Genomic DNA, 15269 nt, shown 5'->3' on the forward strand with positions numbered 1-15269 from the left:
GTGAGCGTTACCGTGACTGCTGCAGTTTTCGGCGAGAGGAGGTGGAGGCGGTGTTCACCACCGTGTACATCAGCAGATCGACCACGGATCTGAACGCGGACGATCTGACGGCGTTGCTCACGGAGTGCCGTATCAAGAACCGAAGACGGGGCCTGACCGGGATGCTGCTCTACCGCGAGGGCCAGTTCATCCAGGCCCTCGAGGGCCCCGAGTACATGGTCCACGCGACCATGGACCGCATCATGAAGGACCCCAGGCACGTCGAGGTCGAGGTCCTCGCCGAGGAGGAGGTCAAGGGGCGGCAGTTCCCCGGCTGGTCCATGGGCTACCGCGAGATCGACGAGGCCGCGTCCCTGACCATGCCCGGCTATCGGGGCGTGCTGACCAGCGGCAGGGGAGCGGCGCAGAGCTCGACGACGGAGGCGAAGCTGCTTCTGGAATGGTTCCGCGCGAACTGACCGCAGCGCCGTGCCCGGCCGATGCCGACGCTCCTGACGAGCACCTCGCTGCTGCTGCGGCGGCGTGACCTCACAGTTCCATCCCGTTGCGAAAGCAGGACCAGGTCCCGACAGCAGGTTCGTGGTCGACCAGGGTCCTGCGATGCGGACATCGACCTGCTGTCGTGCTCGCGAAGACGCCTGCCCGGCCGCGGGTGGGAGGACACGCGGCGGGTGGGAGGACAATCGGGGCGGCCGTCTGCCGCACCACCCGGGAGGACACCCATGTTCATCGCCATCAGCAACGAACCCCGCGACTACGCCTGGGGGTCGCGCACCGCGATCGCCGAGCTGCTCGGCCGCGCCCCGAGCGGCGGGCCCGAGGCGGAACTGTGGTTCGGAGCCCACCCCGGTTCGCCCAGCCGCATCCTCGAACCCGGCAAGACCGGCGGAGCGACCACGCTCGACGCCTGGATCGAGGCCGAGCCGCTGGTCGCCCTCGGCGCCGGGCGCAGCGGCCTGCCCTTCCTGCTGAAGCTGCTCGCCGCCGATCGCGCCCTGTCGCTGCAGGCGCATCCGAACGCCGAGCAGGCCCGCGCCGGCTTCGAGCGCGAGAACGCCGCCGGCTTGGCCGTCGACGCCCCAGGCCGCAACTACAAGGATCCCTTTCCCAAGCCCGAGCTGGTCCTGGCTCTGTCGGAGACGTTCGAGGCTCTCGTCGGCTTCCGGCACGTCAGCGAATCGCGCCTGCTGCTGGCCGAGCTGTCCGCGTTCGCCACCGGCGCCGACCGCGCCGCGATCACCCGGTTCAATGAGCAGTTGCAGGCCGGCGCCGATCCCGCGGCGGCCGGCGCCACCGGCAGCGCGCTGGACGTGGGCCGATACGGCGCCCCGTCCACGCCCGAAACCACCCCGGCCGACGCCGACGGCGACGCGAACCCGCTGCACCAGGCCGTGTCGTGGATCCTGGCCGGCGGCGCCGAGATCGAGGAGCTGGTTTCGGCGATCACGACCGCGGCTACGGCGGCGGGCACCGGATCCAGCTTCAGCCGCGAATGGCAGACCGTCGCCACGCTCGCCGAGCAGTACCCGGGCGACTCCGGTATCGCGATCAGCCTGCTGCTCAACCACGTCTCGTTGCGGCAGGGCCAGGCCATGTACCTGTCCGCGGGCAGCATCCACGCCTACTTGAGCGGCGTGGGAGTCGAGATCATGGGCGCCAGCGACAACGTTCTGCGTGGCGGCCTGACCGAGAAGCACATCGATGTCGCCGAGCTGCTCGATACCGTCGCGTTCACGTCACTGCCCGCGCCGATCGTGCAGACCGACTCGCCCGTCGACGGCGTCGTCGCCTTCCGCGGCGACACCGAGGAGTTCGTGCTTGCGCAGGTGACGCTCGGCGAAGCCGGCTACGACCATGGGTATCAGCTGTCGGGCCCCGCGGAGGCGACGTTCGGTCTGACCGGACCGGCGATCGCGTTCGTCCTGACCGGCGGAGTCGGTGTGCGCGGCCAGCACGACCGCGCGTCGCTCGGGCGGGGGGACGCCGTCTACATCACCCCCGACGAGGATGCGCTGACGTTCACGGGGTCCGGGCTGGTCTTCGTCGCGACCACGCCCTGACGCCCGGGCCACCCGAACTGGGGGCCTGCACGCCCCGCGGCGGGCCGCCTAGTCTCGAGTACGGACGCGTACCCCGCGCGTCGACCCGCTCACCGCTTCAACGGCGTACCCCCGCCGGTGGTGAATCAGCTACGAGGTATCCCCCCAATGCCTGCCGAGCCCACGGTCCGCGCCGCGTCGCGCCCGCCGGTCGAGCACGTCCGCTACGGCGACGTGCTCGACCGGCTTCGCTCCGCCCAGAAGCCCGCCGGCAGGGGTGCGCCGGCGTACTCCATCTATGTCAATCGGCGCCTCGGCCGGTACATCGCCGCGGGGGCCTACCTGGCCGGGCTGACGCCGAACCAGATCACGCTGATCAGCGCCGCCCTGACCTTCCTCGCGATCGCCGGCCTGGCCGTGCTGCCCGCCTCCTTCGGGCTCGGCATCGCCGTGACCGTGCTGCTCGCGCTCGGCTACGCCTTCGACTCCGCCGACGGCCAGGTCGCCCGGCTGCGGGGCGGAGGCAGTGCCGCGGGGGAGTGGCTCGACCACGTCGTCGACGCGATCAAGTCGTCCGCCCTGCACGCAGCCGTGCTGCTGTCGCTGTTCCGGGTCCTGCCCGTGCGGCAGCAGGGCTGGCTGCTGCTGCCGCTCGGCTTCATGGTCGTCGCCAGCGTCGCGTTCGCCGTGTTCATCCTGAACGACCTGCTGAAGGCGGCCCGCAGCGGCGGTGACACGCTGAGCGTCATCCGCACCGGCAGCACGCCGCTGCGCTCGCTGCTCGGCGCCCCGACCGACTACGGCGTACTCGTCTACGTCTTCCTGCTGCTCGGACTGCCGCCGGTGTTCGTCACCGTCTACGGTCTGCTCTTCGCAGCGAACGCCGCCTACCTGCTGCTCGCGCTGCCCAAGTGGTTCCGCGACCTCCGCGCCCTCGGCGCCTGACGTCTTCGCACGAACACGAAGCAAGAAGGACCCGAATCGATGTCCGACCAGAACCCCGAGCCCACCTCCGGCACGCGCCGCGGCACCGTCGCGATCATCGCCGCGCTCGCCGTCGTGATCGTCGCCGCCGTCGTGGTCGGCATCGTGTCCGCACAACGGCAGCACACCGACACGGCGCTGACGTCGCCGACGTCGTCCGCGTCCATCTCGGCCGCGCCCACCTCCGCCGCGCCTGTTTCCGGAGCGTCGACCGCCGCTCCGACATCCGCAGCTCCGGGCGCTGCCGCGACCCCATCGGCCTCCGCGGCGCCGTCCGCCCCTGCACCGTCCGCGAGCGCGCAGTCGTCGTCCGCCGCTCCGGCCCCGCAGCCCACGACGACCGCCGAGATCGCGAAGCAGGCCGTCATCGTCAAGGCCCTCACCGCCAAAGTGACCAAGCAAGCCGCCGTCGTCGGCACGGCGCAGGGACCCGGCGAGATCGCCGGACCCTCCGTGCAGTTCACCATCCAGATCCGCAACACCACCGGCACGACCGTCGACCTGACGAGCGCCGTCGTGAACGCCTACTCCGGCACCGACCGGGCGCCGGCCACGCAACTCGAGGAACCCGGCGGCCGCGCCTTCCCCGACTCGGTGAGGAACGGCCGAACCGCCACCGGCGTCTTCGTGTTCAATATCCCGGTCGCGCAGCGGGGTACCGTACTCGTGACCCTCGATACGTCCGTCGCCAACGCCGTCGTCGCCTTCAAGGGACCCGCACCCAGGTAATCCTCCGGCCACCCCGCCGATCCGGGCTGTCTCCGATATCCGTCAGCTCACCCGCCCGCAGGTCCACCCGCAGTTCCTTTTCTTGTCCAGCCCACCCGCAGTTCCTTTTCTTGTCCCGCCCACCCGCAGTTCCTTTTCTTGTCCCGCCCACCCGCAGTTCCTTTTCTCGTCCCGCCCACCCGCAGTTCCTTTTCTCGTCCCGCCCACCCGCCCTGAGGCGGCCCACCCCGGCCGCCGCTCTCGAAAGTGAACCCCAGTGGGTCGACCCAACTCCCGCCGTCGTCGCGTCATCGCGTTCGTCGTGATCCCCCTGACGACCGCAGCCCTGGCCATCGGCGGTACCACCGCCGCTCTGGCCGACACCCGGCCGCAGAACTCCGGCCCCGCCACAGTCAGCGCCGACGCCCTGCCCACCGCGCAGATCAACGGAGTCGCCTGGACCCAGGTGATCGTCGGTGACACCGTCTACGTGGGCGGCGAATTCACCAAAGCCCGCCCCGCGGGCGCGAAGCCCGGCAAGGACGAGGTCAGCCGGCGCGACCTGCTCGCCTACCGCCTCTCCACCGGTGAGCTGCTGCCCTGGGCGCCCAAGGTCGACGGCGCCGTCAAAGGCCTCGCCGCCTCCGACGACGGCGCGACCATCTACGCCGTCGGCACCTTCGACACCGCGAACGGCGCCAAGCACCAGCGCATCGCCGGCTTCGACTCGCAGTCGGGCGACGTGCGCGACAACTTCGACCCCGGCCTCAACAGTGCCGCCTACGCCGTCGCGGTGAGCGGCGACACCGTGTACGTCGGCGGACACTTCACGAGCGCCAACGGCAAGGCCCGCGCGCATGCGGCCGCCTTCACCCGCACCAACGGCTCGCTCACGGCCTGGGCGCCGAAGACCAACGAGAACGTGCAGGCGATCGTCGTATCCGGCTCAGGCAACAGCGCGGTGCTCGGCGGCCGGTTCACGAAGGTGAACGGCGAGACGCAGCGCGGCAGCGAGCGGGTCAGCACCTCAGGCGTCGGCAAGAACCTCAGCTGGAAGCTCAACTCGGTCGTCGGCAACAACGGCCCCGACGCGGCCGTCTACAGCTTGAGCACCAGCAACGGCATCGTCTACGGCACCGGCTACTCCTTCCACCCGAAAGCCGGCACGCCGGGCAAGCGCATCGAGGGCACCTTCGCGGCCAGCTTCGACGACGGCTCGATCAAGTGGCTCGAGGACTGCCACGGCGACACCTACGGCGCGACCGCGAACAACGGCGTCGTCTACATCGCCGGTCACCCGCACTTCTGCGGCAACGTCGGCGGCTTCAAGTCGGTCCCCTACAACTTCCAGCGCGCGCTCGCCTTCACCACCGCGGCGACGCACAAGCTGAAGGCCAACAAGGTGAAGCCGTACTCCAGCTTCGGCGGCGAGCCGGCCCCCTCGATCCTGCAGTGGTACCCGTACTTCGAGGCGGGCTCCTACACCGGTCAGAACCAGGGCCCCTGGACCGTCGCCTCGTCCGGCCGATACGTGGCCTACGCGGGCGAGTTCAAGCACATCAACGGGCACCTGCAACAGGGCCTGGCCCGGTTCGCTCCGCCCGAGCTGGCACCGAACAAGCAGGGCCCGCTGCGGCACGGCACGGCGTTCACGACGAGCGCCAAGTACGCCAAGGGCAAGGTGACCGTCACCTGGCTGCTGAACTCCGATCGGGACAACCAGTCCCTGAACTACGCCGTGTACCGCGGCTCGACCCTGATCGCGACCGTGAACCGCAGTTCCAAGGTGTGGTACTCCGGAGCGAAGACCTCGCTCACCGACTCCGGCGGCAAGAAGGGCGACACGTACCACGTCGTCGCCACCGACCCCTTCGGCAACTCGGCGACCGGAGCGACCATCAAGGCCAAGTAGCCCGCGAGCGCACCGCGCTGCACCGCGCACGTCGCGCGGTACTTGGGCCTTCGCGCGATATGCATGCCTACCGCGCGAAGGCACAGCTACCGCACGACGGCCGGGCTACGCGCCCACGGTCGCAGGGTTCGGCCAGAGGCGGCCGAGGGTGGCGGTGAAGGTGCCGCCGTGCTCGTCGGCGTGGATCTGCGCGGCCAACAGCACGGTGCACTGCATCAGCAGGTCGTCGTCCACGGGTCCGGTCACCTCTGCCGCCCGGTGCAGGGCGCCCAGTTCGTGGGCGAACGCGCCCGCGCGCAGCTGGTCGAGCAGGATCCGGTCGCGCAGCAGCAGGGAGTAGGCGTCGAAGAAGTAGGGACGAGGCCCGGCATCCTCGAAGTCGATGGCTGCCCACGAGCCGTCGGCGTCCGCGAGCACGTTCTGCCCGGTCAGGTCGCCGTGGGACAGCGCCAGGGGGCTCGCCGCGGCCAGCCGGTCGACCCGCTCCTGCAGCGCCGTCACGTCGGTCGTCGACAGCACGGAACTGCCCGCGGTCGCGGCCGCCCAGCCCATGGCCGCGGTCAGCATGCCGCCGGAATCCCCGAAGCTGCGACCGGCGACGGCCGCCGCCGATGCCGTGATCACGCTGCGGGCTAGAGCGATGCGCGCGGCGGGTTCGAGCAGGCCCGCCGGCACCCCAGGGGCGAGGGCCTCGGTCAGCACCCGGCCGGACGGGTCGAGCGACCAGGAGGGGTTCGGCAGGTATGCCGACAGCTCGCTCCGCCGCTCGGCGTAGTGCTGCGCGAACGGCTCGCGGCGCACGTGCAGCACCCGTCCGCCGGCGTGGTCGAACAGCACGAGGCCGCCGTCCTTGGTCAGGCGCGCCTCCACGGCACCGCCACCCGCGCCGCTCTCGATCACCACCGCTCGGGGGCCGGCGACGGACAGGCGCAGCGCGATCGCCCGTCGGCGGAGGCCCGCGGGCGAAGCGGCGCGCGCCGCCGCACCACGCTGCGCCGCGCGTCCCTCGGGCCCGGCGTGGAACGCCGACGAGCCGGAGGCGACGATCCAGCGGCCGGCGCGCAGGTGCGGTGCAGCCGTCACCAGCGAATCGACCAGCCTCTGCTTACGGTCGGCATCGCGGGCGAACCCGCGCAGCAGGCGCGCGAACGCCGCTCCGGCCCGGTCGCCGGCCATGCGGGAGCCGAAGCTCAGCACCGTGGCGACATCGCGACGGACGGGCGGCAGGACGATCGCCAGTAGGGCGAAGTACGCCAGGGCGAAGGTGCCGCCGCAGAGCAGTTGCAGGATGGGGGCGATCGGCAGCAGTGAACCGAGGTAGGCGACCACGCCGCTCGGCAGGCTGACCAGGAACACGGTGCGCATCGCGTTGACGAACAGCGGCCGCGTGCTGATGCCGGTGACGACACCCACGCGCCAGAGCGACACCGCCCAGTGCAGCAGGTACGCGACCGACTGGCCGATCGCGACGCCCACCGGACCGAACGGCAGCCCGCAGAGGATGAGCGCCACCATGATCGGCCGGGTGGCGAGGAACATGCGCAGCTGCGCACCCGTGCGCGCCTTGGCCAGGTACATCCAGTACGACACCTGCGCGATCGAGCGGAACACCCCGCCGATCGCCAACGCCGTGAAGATGCCGGCCACCCCGCTCCAGCGTGGCCCGAACAGCACGGCCACGAGCGGTGTGGCGAGGCCGGCGGACACGGCGAACACCGAGGCGGTCAGGTAGCAGCCGATCAGCTGCGCCTTCTGCAGGTACCGCGAGAAGTCCGCATCCGACGTCGCTCGCGACAGGATCGGCAGCGCCACCCGCGTCATCGGCGCGTTGATCTGGTTCAGCGGCGTCATCAGCAATTGGTACGCCCGGTCGTAGAGGCCGAGCGGGCCGGCACCCCACACCGCGCCGACGCCCACGTTGTCGACGTTCTTCGTGATGTACGACAGGCCCTGCGTGCCGAGCACGCCCAGCCCGAACCGCACGAACCGCCGGATCGAGACGTGGCGCTTCGGCCAGCCGGGGTGCCAGGCGGAGTTGATCGCGTTCTGCACGCACGAGAGCACGGTGGTGGTGATCTGCTGGATGACGATCGACCAGTATCCGAAGCCCAGCACCGCGAAGACGATGCCGATCGCGAAGCCGCCGCCGACACCCACGACATCGCTGATCGCCAGCGCCTTGAACCGGAACGACCGCGTCAGGTCCGCGCGGAACTGGGTGTTGATGCCGCTGACCAGGAAGGCGGACGACATCGCGACGACGATCCAGGTGAGTCGCGGCTCGCCGTACAGGGCCACGATCAGCGGTGCGAGCGCGATCATCACGAGCCCGCAGGCGCCCCCGAGCGCCGTGTTCAACCAGAACAGGTTGGTGCGTTCGTCGTCGCTGACGGTCTTCGCCTGGATCGCCGCACTGGAGAGGCCGAAGTCGCGCACCATCTCGGAGATGCCGATGATCGCGGCGACCATCGCGATCAGGCCGAAATCCGACGGGCTCAGCAGTCGCGCGAAGACGACCGTGGCGGCGAATTGCAGGACCGCGCGAGCCGCCTGGCCGAGCAGCGTGATGCCGGTACCGCGGGCGGCGATCGCGCCGACGCCATTCGCTGCACCGGTACTCATATGCCTCTGTACATGTGATCTGCGTGAGGGGGAGAGGATTGGAATTCGAAGGAATGCGGGCACGCTTGAATCGCCCCCGGGCACCAGAGTACATTCATATCGCTCCACGCAGACGACGGTTTTTGCGCGAGCGGCGAATCCGGGGGAATCCATGTCGATCGATATTCGATCAACACGCGAGGTCACCGCGCCGGTCGAGTCGCCGACCGGATTGCGCTTCGCCCGATCCGCCGCCCTCATCACGCTGTTCCTCCTCGCGTCGCGGCAGTTCCTGGGCGAGGGGGTGACGCTCGGCCACGTCGCCGCGCTGCTGACCGCGCCCCTCTGGCTGCCGGCGCTGAAACGCACCGTCGGCTGTGTCTGGATCGGCATCGGCTGCGCAGTCGCGGCGATCGCATCGGTGTGGCTGACGATCGCGGCGAGCGCCGACCACGCGTGGACGATGAACAGCCTGGTCGCCGACACCGTGCTGATCGCCGGGGCCGGCGTCGCCATCGGCGTGCTCGTCTGGGCGCGCGAGGTGCTGCCGCTGTGGCTCGTCGGCCTGGTCTACGGCATCGGCATGCTGGTGGCGGCCCTGACCCGCTCCGACCCGTTCGGCGTCAACGCGTGGAAGTTCGCCCTGGCCATCCCCGTCGCGATCATCGCCCTGTCGCTCGCGCATCGCAGCGGGCGTCGATGGGTCGACATCGCCGTACTGGTCGCGCTCGGCGCCGTCTCGGCGGGGCTCGACTCCCGGTCCTACTTCGGCGAGTTCGTCATCGCCGCCCTGCTCGTGGCCTGGCAACTGCTGCCGGCTCGCAGACGGCGCCGTGGTGCCGCAGCGCGGGTCATCGGACTCTTCGGCGTCGTCGCCGTCGCGGTCTATTACGCGGGAACGGCGCTGCTGGTCAGCGGTCTGCTGGGTGCGCACACCGCGGAGCGCTCAATCGATCAGATCCGGCGGGCCGGGTCGATCATCGCGGGCGGCCGCCCCGAGATGGGCGGCACCGCCGCGCTGTTCCTCAGTCGGCCGTTCGGTTTCGGCGGCGGCACGCAGGCGAACAACGCCGACGTGCAGACCGCGAAGGCCGGCATGGCTCGGCTGCACTACGACTCCACGAATGACAGCTACGTCGAGCACTTCCTGTTCGGACGGTCCAAGATCGAACTGCACTCGTCGGTGGGCGACCTGTGGGCGTATGCCGGATTCGCCGGCATCGCATTCGGCGTGATCCTGGTCGTGCTGCTGCTGGTCGTGGTCGGCCACGGTATCGCCGGGCGCACCGCATCCGGAGTCGTGCTGTTCCTCGTGGTCGACTCGCTGTGGAACTGCTTCTTCAACCCGCTGTACGGGTCGACGCCCATTCTCGTACTGGCTCTCGGGCTGGGTCTCGCGCACCGATCCCGGTCCGCCGCCGCGAATGACAGCGTGGTAATTCCCTCGGGGTGAACGGCCGGGTCCGCGGTGTCCCGTGCACTGGGGTGGCATTCGTTTCTCGGCGCAGTAGTGGCGCGCCTACCATTGGTATTTCCTGCCCGATGAAGGATTCCCCCAGCACATGACCGCGGACCAATTCTTACTGGCGCTGTCGAAATATTGGCGCGGCGGCATGGCCCTGGTGCTGGTCGGTCTTCTCGGCGCGCTCGGCTTCGCCGCCACGCGGCCCGTGCTCTACGAATCCCGCAGCACCGTCTACGTGTCCGCCGACGAGGCGGGCAGCCGCGGCGGGGTCATCCAGTCCTCGCACTACGTCGACACCGCGGTGCAGTCGCTCGCGAAGATCGGCGCGACGCCCGCCGTGCTGAACCCCGTCATCACCGCGCTGGGCCTGCGGGCGACCGCTGCGCAGTTGGCGCAGCGGGTCTCGGTGGACGTGGGCACGAACACCGTCGTGCTGACGGTGCGGGCGCTGGCCGGTACACCCGCGGACTCGGTGCGGCTCGCGAACGCGGTGCGGACGTCCCTGTCGCGCCAGCAGGCAGTGCTCTCCACTCGCGTCATCGACGGGAGCGGCCTGGTCGTGCCGGCCCTCACCGTGCACCTGATCACCGCACCGCGGCTGCCTTCGGCGCCGGCGTCGCCGAACCTCCACCTGATCCTGGCCACCGGCGCACTGATCGGTCTGCTGCTCGGGCTGTTGTACGCCATCGCCCGCCAGCTGGTCGGCACGCGCGTGACCTCGGTCGCGGAGCTGCGTGGCGTGGCGTGCGCCGACAGCGTGCCCTTCCTCGGCGCCGTCCCGCCGACCGACCCGACGGCGGATATCGATGCGCGCGACGCGTACCGCACGGTCGCCCTGCATCTGGGGGTGCCCGGCGCCGGTCCTCGTACGCTGGTGGTCGCCGGTACCGGCCACGACGACAGCGTGACGGCTGCTGCGCGCGGAATCGCGCAGGCGGGCGCCGAGCGGTCGGAGCGGGTGCTGCTCGTCGATGCCGACCTGCGTCGCCCCGTCGCCGAGCAGCCCGGGCTCGGCCTAGCCGAGGTGCTGCAGGGGACCTCGTCGCTGCAGGATGCGGTGCAGCAAGGGAGCGCCTTCACCGTGCTCGCCGCAGGCACTCCGCCTGCGGACCCCGGCGCACTGCTCGGGTCCGACGCCGCACGCCGGCTCATCGCACAGCTCGCCGAGCGGTTCGACCTGGTCGTGATCCAGGCGCCCGCCGTCCTCGCCGGACCGGACGCCGTGGCCTTGGCCCTGGCCGCCGACGGGGCGGTCCTCGTGGCTCACGGCGGTGCCACTCGGGCGGCGGACGTCACCCGCAGTGTCGAGTCCGCGCACTTAGCCGGGGTGACGCTGACCGGCATCGTCTTCGAGCGCCCGCGCCCGCGCCGCGCTCTCCGCCGCACGCGGCCCTCGACGGTGCGCTCCGGCTCCGCGGCCGCCGCGCCGACCGCCTCTGACGATCATCCGGCTCCGGCATTCGCGGCGGCTGCACCAGCGGATACGGCGCCCGTGACCACGCCGTGACCGTCTCCGTCTCCGTCCGGGACCGTCCGCGACCGTGACCGATCGCGCCGCCCGACTGACCGTGCTGCAGTCGTTCCCCGAGCGCAGCGCCGCCACGAACCCCTACCTGCTGCAACTGGTCGACGCGCTGCGCCGAGCCGACCCGGATCTGCGCGTCGTCGGCTTCGGCTGGCGGGCCGCGCTGCTCGGCCGTGTGGACGTGTTCCATGTGCACTGGCCGGAACGGCTGGTACGGGGTTCGAGTCCGCTGCGCACCGCGCTGCGCCGGGCGGCGTTCCTGCTGTTCCTGCTCCGCATCGCCGCCACCGGCGTCGCCGTGGTCCGCACCGTGCACAACCTCGACAGCCACGAGCGCGGGGGCTCGGTGGAGCGCATGCTGCTGCGGGCACTCGATCGGCGGGTGACGGTGCGGGTGCGCCTGAACCCGTTCACGCCGATGCCGGACGGCGCCGTGACGCGCACGATTCTGCACGGCCACTACCGCGATTGGTTCGCAGCGCCGACGCATTCGCCGGTCCGCGGGCGCCTCCTATTCTTCGGTCTCGTCCGCCCGTACAAGGGGATCGAAGAGCTCATCGACGCGTTCCGGGGCGTGCGCGACGCCCGGGCGTCCCTGCACATCGTCGGTGGTGCGCAGGACGCCGCCCTGACGACCACGCTGCGGTCCCTGGTGGATCAGGACCCCCGCGTGCAGGCGCACTGGGCCTACCTGCCGGACGACGACCTGCGCAACGAGATCGGCGAGGCGGAACTGGTGGTGCTGCCCTACCGCTCGGTGCACAACTCCGGAGCGGCCCTGCTGGCGCTGTCCCTCGAACGCCCCGTGCTGATGCCCAGCGCCGACACGACGGAGTGGCTGCAGGCCGAGGTGGGTGCCGACTGGCTGCCCACCTATGGGGTGCAGCTGACCGCGGTGGAGCTGCAGTCGGCCCTCGCGCGGGTGCGCGCCCGCACGACGGCGCAGCCCGGGCTGACCGACCGGGACTGGGGCCCGATCGCGCATCAGCACATCGAGGCGTACGAGACCGCGTTGCGCCGAGTCGGCCGCCCCCGCGCGCGGCCGGGTGCCTGACAGCCCGTCAGTCCGATCTCGCGCGGTACCTGTGGCCTTCGCGCGGTGTGCACACCCACCGCGCGAAGGCAGAGCTACCGCGCGACCTCGTCGGCGGCGCTCGGGCTGCGGCGGTACTCCACATAGGCGCGGCCGAGGGCGCCCGCCAGCATGCCGGCGCCGCGAGCACGACGCCGCGATCCTCGAGCCGCCAGCGGCAGCGACCCCGTCAGGTGGCCGATCAGACCGGGGACCGCTCCGGCCACCACCCGCGCGGCGCCCCGGGCGAGGAACCGCAGCCGGACGGCGGCGCGGCCCGCATCGCTCGCCATGGCGACGGCGGTCAGTGCGTCGCTGTTGCCGCTGCGGTACGCCCGGTGCATCACCCACTCGCGGCTGACGCGGGACGCCGGCACCACGTCCGTGACGATCGCCTCGTCGCACCAGACCATCCGCCCGCCCGCGGCGTACAACTGTCGCGTGAACAGCGTGTCGGAGCCGCCCGTCAGGCCGAACCGCTCGTCGAAGCGCAGCGCGTATCCCCGCACGACCCGCAGATCCAGCAGCAGATTGTTGGTGGCGGCGACCTGCACCTGCGTTCCGGTCGGCATCCGCCTGCGGCTGAAGAACCGCCCGGCCTGCACCCACGGCGACGGCTGCTCGTCGAAGGTCGACACGACCGGTCCGATCACCGCCGCTGCCCGCGTTCGCCGCCAGGTGGCGACCAGCAGTGTCAGCCAGCCCTCGACGGGACGTTCGTCGTCGTCGATGAAGACGAGCAGGTCGGCGTCCACCGCCGCGTCGAGCGCCGCGTTGCGGGCGGCGGCGATGCCGGGCGCCGCCGCGTGCAGGTAGCGCACGCCGCCGCCGAAGTCTTCGACCTGCCGCCGGGCCCCTGCTTGCGGGTCGTTGTCGACAATCAGGACCTCGACCGGGCCGCCGGTCGATCGCGCTTGACTGCTGATCGCTGGCAGCAGCGCGGCCAGGTCGTCCGGCCGCCGGTAGGTCAGGGCGGCGACGACGACGCGCGGCTCGGCGGGCGGCCCAGGGTCGCCCGCTCGCGGAACGACATCCGACCGGCTCGACACGCCGATAATCGTAGGGAGCGGGCCCGCCGGACCCCTCCGCACCGCTGTCACCAGTTCGGAGGGCGCGCGGCGCGGGCCGGGAGTCGGAGTCGGAGTCGGAGGCCGGTCAGCGATGCCGGGCGAGCGATGACGGGGGAGCGAGGACGGGGGAGCGATGACTGACGAGCGCGACCAGGTTCGTGTGCTCGTCGTCTGCACCGCCAACATCTGCCGGTCGCCGCTGGCCGAACGCACGCTGCAGCGCGCGTTCGCCGGGTCGCCCGCGCTCGCCCACCTCACCGTGCGGAGCGCCGGCACCTTCGCCGAGCAGGACGCGGCCATGTGCGCCCTTTCCGCCACGCTGCTGGACCGCGACGACGACGGCGACTGGGTGCAGGCGCACCGGTCGCGCCGGCTCACCGCCGAGCTCGTCGCCGCCAGCGATCTCGTCCTGACCATGGAGCGCGAGCAGCGGTCGATCGCGGCCCGGCTCGCACCCGGATCGCAGGCGAAGATCTTCACGATCACGGAGGCCGCCCAGCTCGCGGAGCTGCTCGCCGACGACCGTGCGACCTCGGGGGACCGCTCGATCGTGTCGCTCGCCCAAGGCCTGCACGGCAAGCGCGGCTACGCCCCGCAGCCACCGGCGCCGCCGCGGCGGTGGGGTCGTCGGCGGGTGGAGCCGGTCGATCACCTGACCGTGCCGGACGGGCACGGGCAGAGCGAGCGGGTGCACCGCCAGGCCGTCGAGGCGACACGGGCGGCGGCGACGCGGCTCGCAGCAGCACTCGAGCGGGCGATCGGGGCAGACGGGGCCTGAGGCCCGGCGGATCTCTGGACTACAGACGAGCCCGACGCAAGCGGCCCGGGCCGGGCAGGCGCGACACGCCGCAGCCGTCCGCGGGCGTCGTCGGCGGTGCGGGGGACCATCGACGGGTGAGCGATTCGGAACTGCCCGGCCCCGGGCCCGAGTCTGCGCCCGTTTCGCTCGACCCGGTCGACGCCTCCCTGGACACACCGAATTGCGAGGCGTGCCTGAACCGGATGGAGCCGCAGGTCACGCCCACCGGGGCGGCCTACTGGTCCTGCCCCGAGTGCGGGCAGACCCGTATCGCGTGAGCACATCCCGACACGGCGCCGGCGTCGGCGCGGTTCTGATGATCGTGCTCGCGGTGATGGCGCTGGCGGTGCTCGGCGGGCGCTCCGCCGCCTCGTCGGCACCGCGGGTGACCCCGGGTTCTTCCGCGCCGCGCGCAGTGCAGGGTTCGTCGGCGCCGCGTGCGACGCAGAGTACGGCTCCGTTCCTCGACTCCGCGGCGAGCCACCCGCCCGGCACCGCGCTCGCACTGCTTGCGACGCTGCCGGTGAAGGGGCGGGCGCCGTTGACGGGGTACGACCGCGTGCGCGACTTCGGGCCCGCCTGGTCGGATGTGGACCGCAACGGCTGCGACACCCGCAACGACGTGCTGCGGCGTGACCTGACCGGGATCACCGGCACCGGCTGCCGGGTGCTGACCGGCACCCTGCACGACCCGTACACCGGGGCCGTCATCCGGTTCCGCCGCGGCCAGAGCACGAGCACCGCGGTGCAGATCGATCACGTCGTCGCGCTGGGGGAGGCGTGGCAGACCGGCGCGCAGCAGTTGACGGCCGTGCAGCGTCGTGCGTTGGCCAACGATCCGGTCAACCTGTTCGCGGTCGACGGTCCCACCAACGAGTCGAAGGGCGACGGCGACGCGGCGACCTGGCTGCCGCCGAACAAGGCGTTCCGCTGCACCTATGTGGCACATCAGGTGGCGGTGAAGGCCGCCTACCACCTATGGGTGACGCGCGCGGAGCGGACCGCGATCGAACGCGTGCTGAGCAGCTGTCCGGACAAGAAGGCGCCCCGGGACTCGGCCGGCTGATCGCGACGGCTGCTTGCGACGGCTCCTC

Annotated in this window: 13 protein-coding genes; 11 read left to right on the top strand and 2 right to left on the bottom strand. The window is 71.5% G+C overall.

The genetic code is table 11. The features are described from left to right. Positions 1 to 50: 50 nt before the first annotated feature. From ACFE7H_RS00660 to ACFE7H_RS00680, 5 genes are all read left to right on the top strand, one after another. Positions 51 to 458: a BLUF domain-containing protein gene (locus tag ACFE7H_RS00660; RefSeq protein ID WP_375399263.1), complete on the top strand. Its 408-nt coding sequence runs from the start codon at positions 51 to 53 to the stop codon at positions 456 to 458. Positions 459 to 722: 264 nt separating this feature from the next. Further along, positions 723 to 2060, top strand: coding sequence for a mannose-6-phosphate isomerase, class I (gene manA, locus ACFE7H_RS00665; RefSeq protein WP_375399264.1), 1338 nt, complete (start codon positions 723 to 725; stop codon positions 2058 to 2060). 147 nt (positions 2061 to 2207) lie between these two features. Beyond that, positions 2208 to 2984, top strand: a complete 777-nt coding sequence (locus ACFE7H_RS00670; RefSeq protein WP_375399265.1) for a CDP-alcohol phosphatidyltransferase family protein — start codon at positions 2208 to 2210, stop codon at positions 2982 to 2984. A 39-nt stretch (positions 2985 to 3023) separates the two neighbouring features. Continuing rightward, positions 3024 to 3752: a hypothetical protein gene (locus tag ACFE7H_RS00675; RefSeq protein WP_375399266.1), complete on the top strand. Its 729-nt coding sequence runs from the start codon at positions 3024 to 3026 to the stop codon at positions 3750 to 3752. 256 nt (positions 3753 to 4008) lie between these two features. After that, the gene (locus ACFE7H_RS00680) at positions 4009 to 5643 is read left to right on the top strand and encodes a hypothetical protein (RefSeq protein WP_375399267.1); all 1635 of its coding nucleotides are present in this window, start codon (positions 4009 to 4011) and stop codon (positions 5641 to 5643) included. A 105-nt stretch (positions 5644 to 5748) separates the two neighbouring features. Here ACFE7H_RS00680 and ACFE7H_RS00685 read toward each other — a convergent pair whose 3' ends face one another. After that, positions 5749 to 8265: an oligosaccharide flippase family protein gene (locus ACFE7H_RS00685; protein ID WP_375399268.1), complete on the bottom strand. Its 2517-nt coding sequence runs from the start codon at positions 8263 to 8265 to the stop codon at positions 5749 to 5751. A 151-nt stretch (positions 8266 to 8416) separates the two neighbouring features. Here ACFE7H_RS00685 and ACFE7H_RS00690 point away from each other — a divergent pair, with 151 nt between their 5' ends. The 3 genes from ACFE7H_RS00690 to ACFE7H_RS00700 all read left to right on the top strand — a co-directional run bounded on the left by ACFE7H_RS00690 (position 8417) and on the right by ACFE7H_RS00700 (position 12288). Then, positions 8417 to 9697, top strand: a complete 1281-nt coding sequence (locus ACFE7H_RS00690) for a hypothetical protein (protein ID WP_375399269.1) — start codon at positions 8417 to 8419, stop codon at positions 9695 to 9697. A gap of 109 nt (positions 9698 to 9806) precedes the next feature. Further along, the gene (locus tag ACFE7H_RS00695) at positions 9807 to 11216 is read left to right on the top strand and encodes a hypothetical protein (protein ID WP_375399270.1); all 1410 of its coding nucleotides are present in this window, start codon (positions 9807 to 9809) and stop codon (positions 11214 to 11216) included. 34 nt (positions 11217 to 11250) lie between these two features. After that, positions 11251 to 12288 (top strand): glycosyltransferase, encoded by a 1038-nt coding sequence (locus ACFE7H_RS00700; protein ID WP_375399271.1) that lies wholly within the window; start codon positions 11251 to 11253, stop codon positions 12286 to 12288. A gap of 74 nt (positions 12289 to 12362) precedes the next feature. On the opposite strand, the gene ACFE7H_RS00705 is transcribed toward ACFE7H_RS00700, so the two are convergent. Beyond that, complete coding sequence (locus ACFE7H_RS00705) at positions 12363 to 13355, bottom strand: glycosyltransferase family 2 protein (protein WP_375399272.1); 993 nt, start codon at positions 13353 to 13355, stop codon at positions 12363 to 12365. 154 nt (positions 13356 to 13509) lie between these two features. On the opposite strand from ACFE7H_RS00705, the gene ACFE7H_RS00710 reads away from it, so the two are divergent. The 3 genes from ACFE7H_RS00710 to ACFE7H_RS00720 all read left to right on the top strand — a co-directional run bounded on the left by ACFE7H_RS00710 (position 13510) and on the right by ACFE7H_RS00720 (position 15241). Continuing rightward, positions 13510 to 14154 carry a hypothetical protein gene (locus ACFE7H_RS00710; protein WP_375399273.1) on the top strand — a complete coding sequence of 215 codons (645 nt, stop codon included), beginning with the start codon at positions 13510 to 13512 and terminating at the stop codon, positions 14152 to 14154. Positions 14155 to 14270: 116 nt separating this feature from the next. Next, positions 14271 to 14453: a hypothetical protein gene (locus ACFE7H_RS00715; protein WP_375399274.1), complete on the top strand. Its 183-nt coding sequence runs from the start codon at positions 14271 to 14273 to the stop codon at positions 14451 to 14453. Continuing rightward, positions 14450 to 15241, top strand: a complete 792-nt coding sequence (locus ACFE7H_RS00720; RefSeq protein WP_375399275.1) for an HNH endonuclease family protein — start codon at positions 14450 to 14452, stop codon at positions 15239 to 15241. The genes ACFE7H_RS00715 and ACFE7H_RS00720 overlap by 4 nt, the downstream gene beginning before the upstream one ends. Positions 15242 to 15269: the final 28 nt, after the last annotated feature.

The sequence above is a fragment of the uncultured Amnibacterium sp. genome, from assembly GCF_964250715.1.
Classification (GTDB): domain Bacteria; phylum Actinomycetota; class Actinomycetes; order Actinomycetales; family Microbacteriaceae; genus Amnibacterium.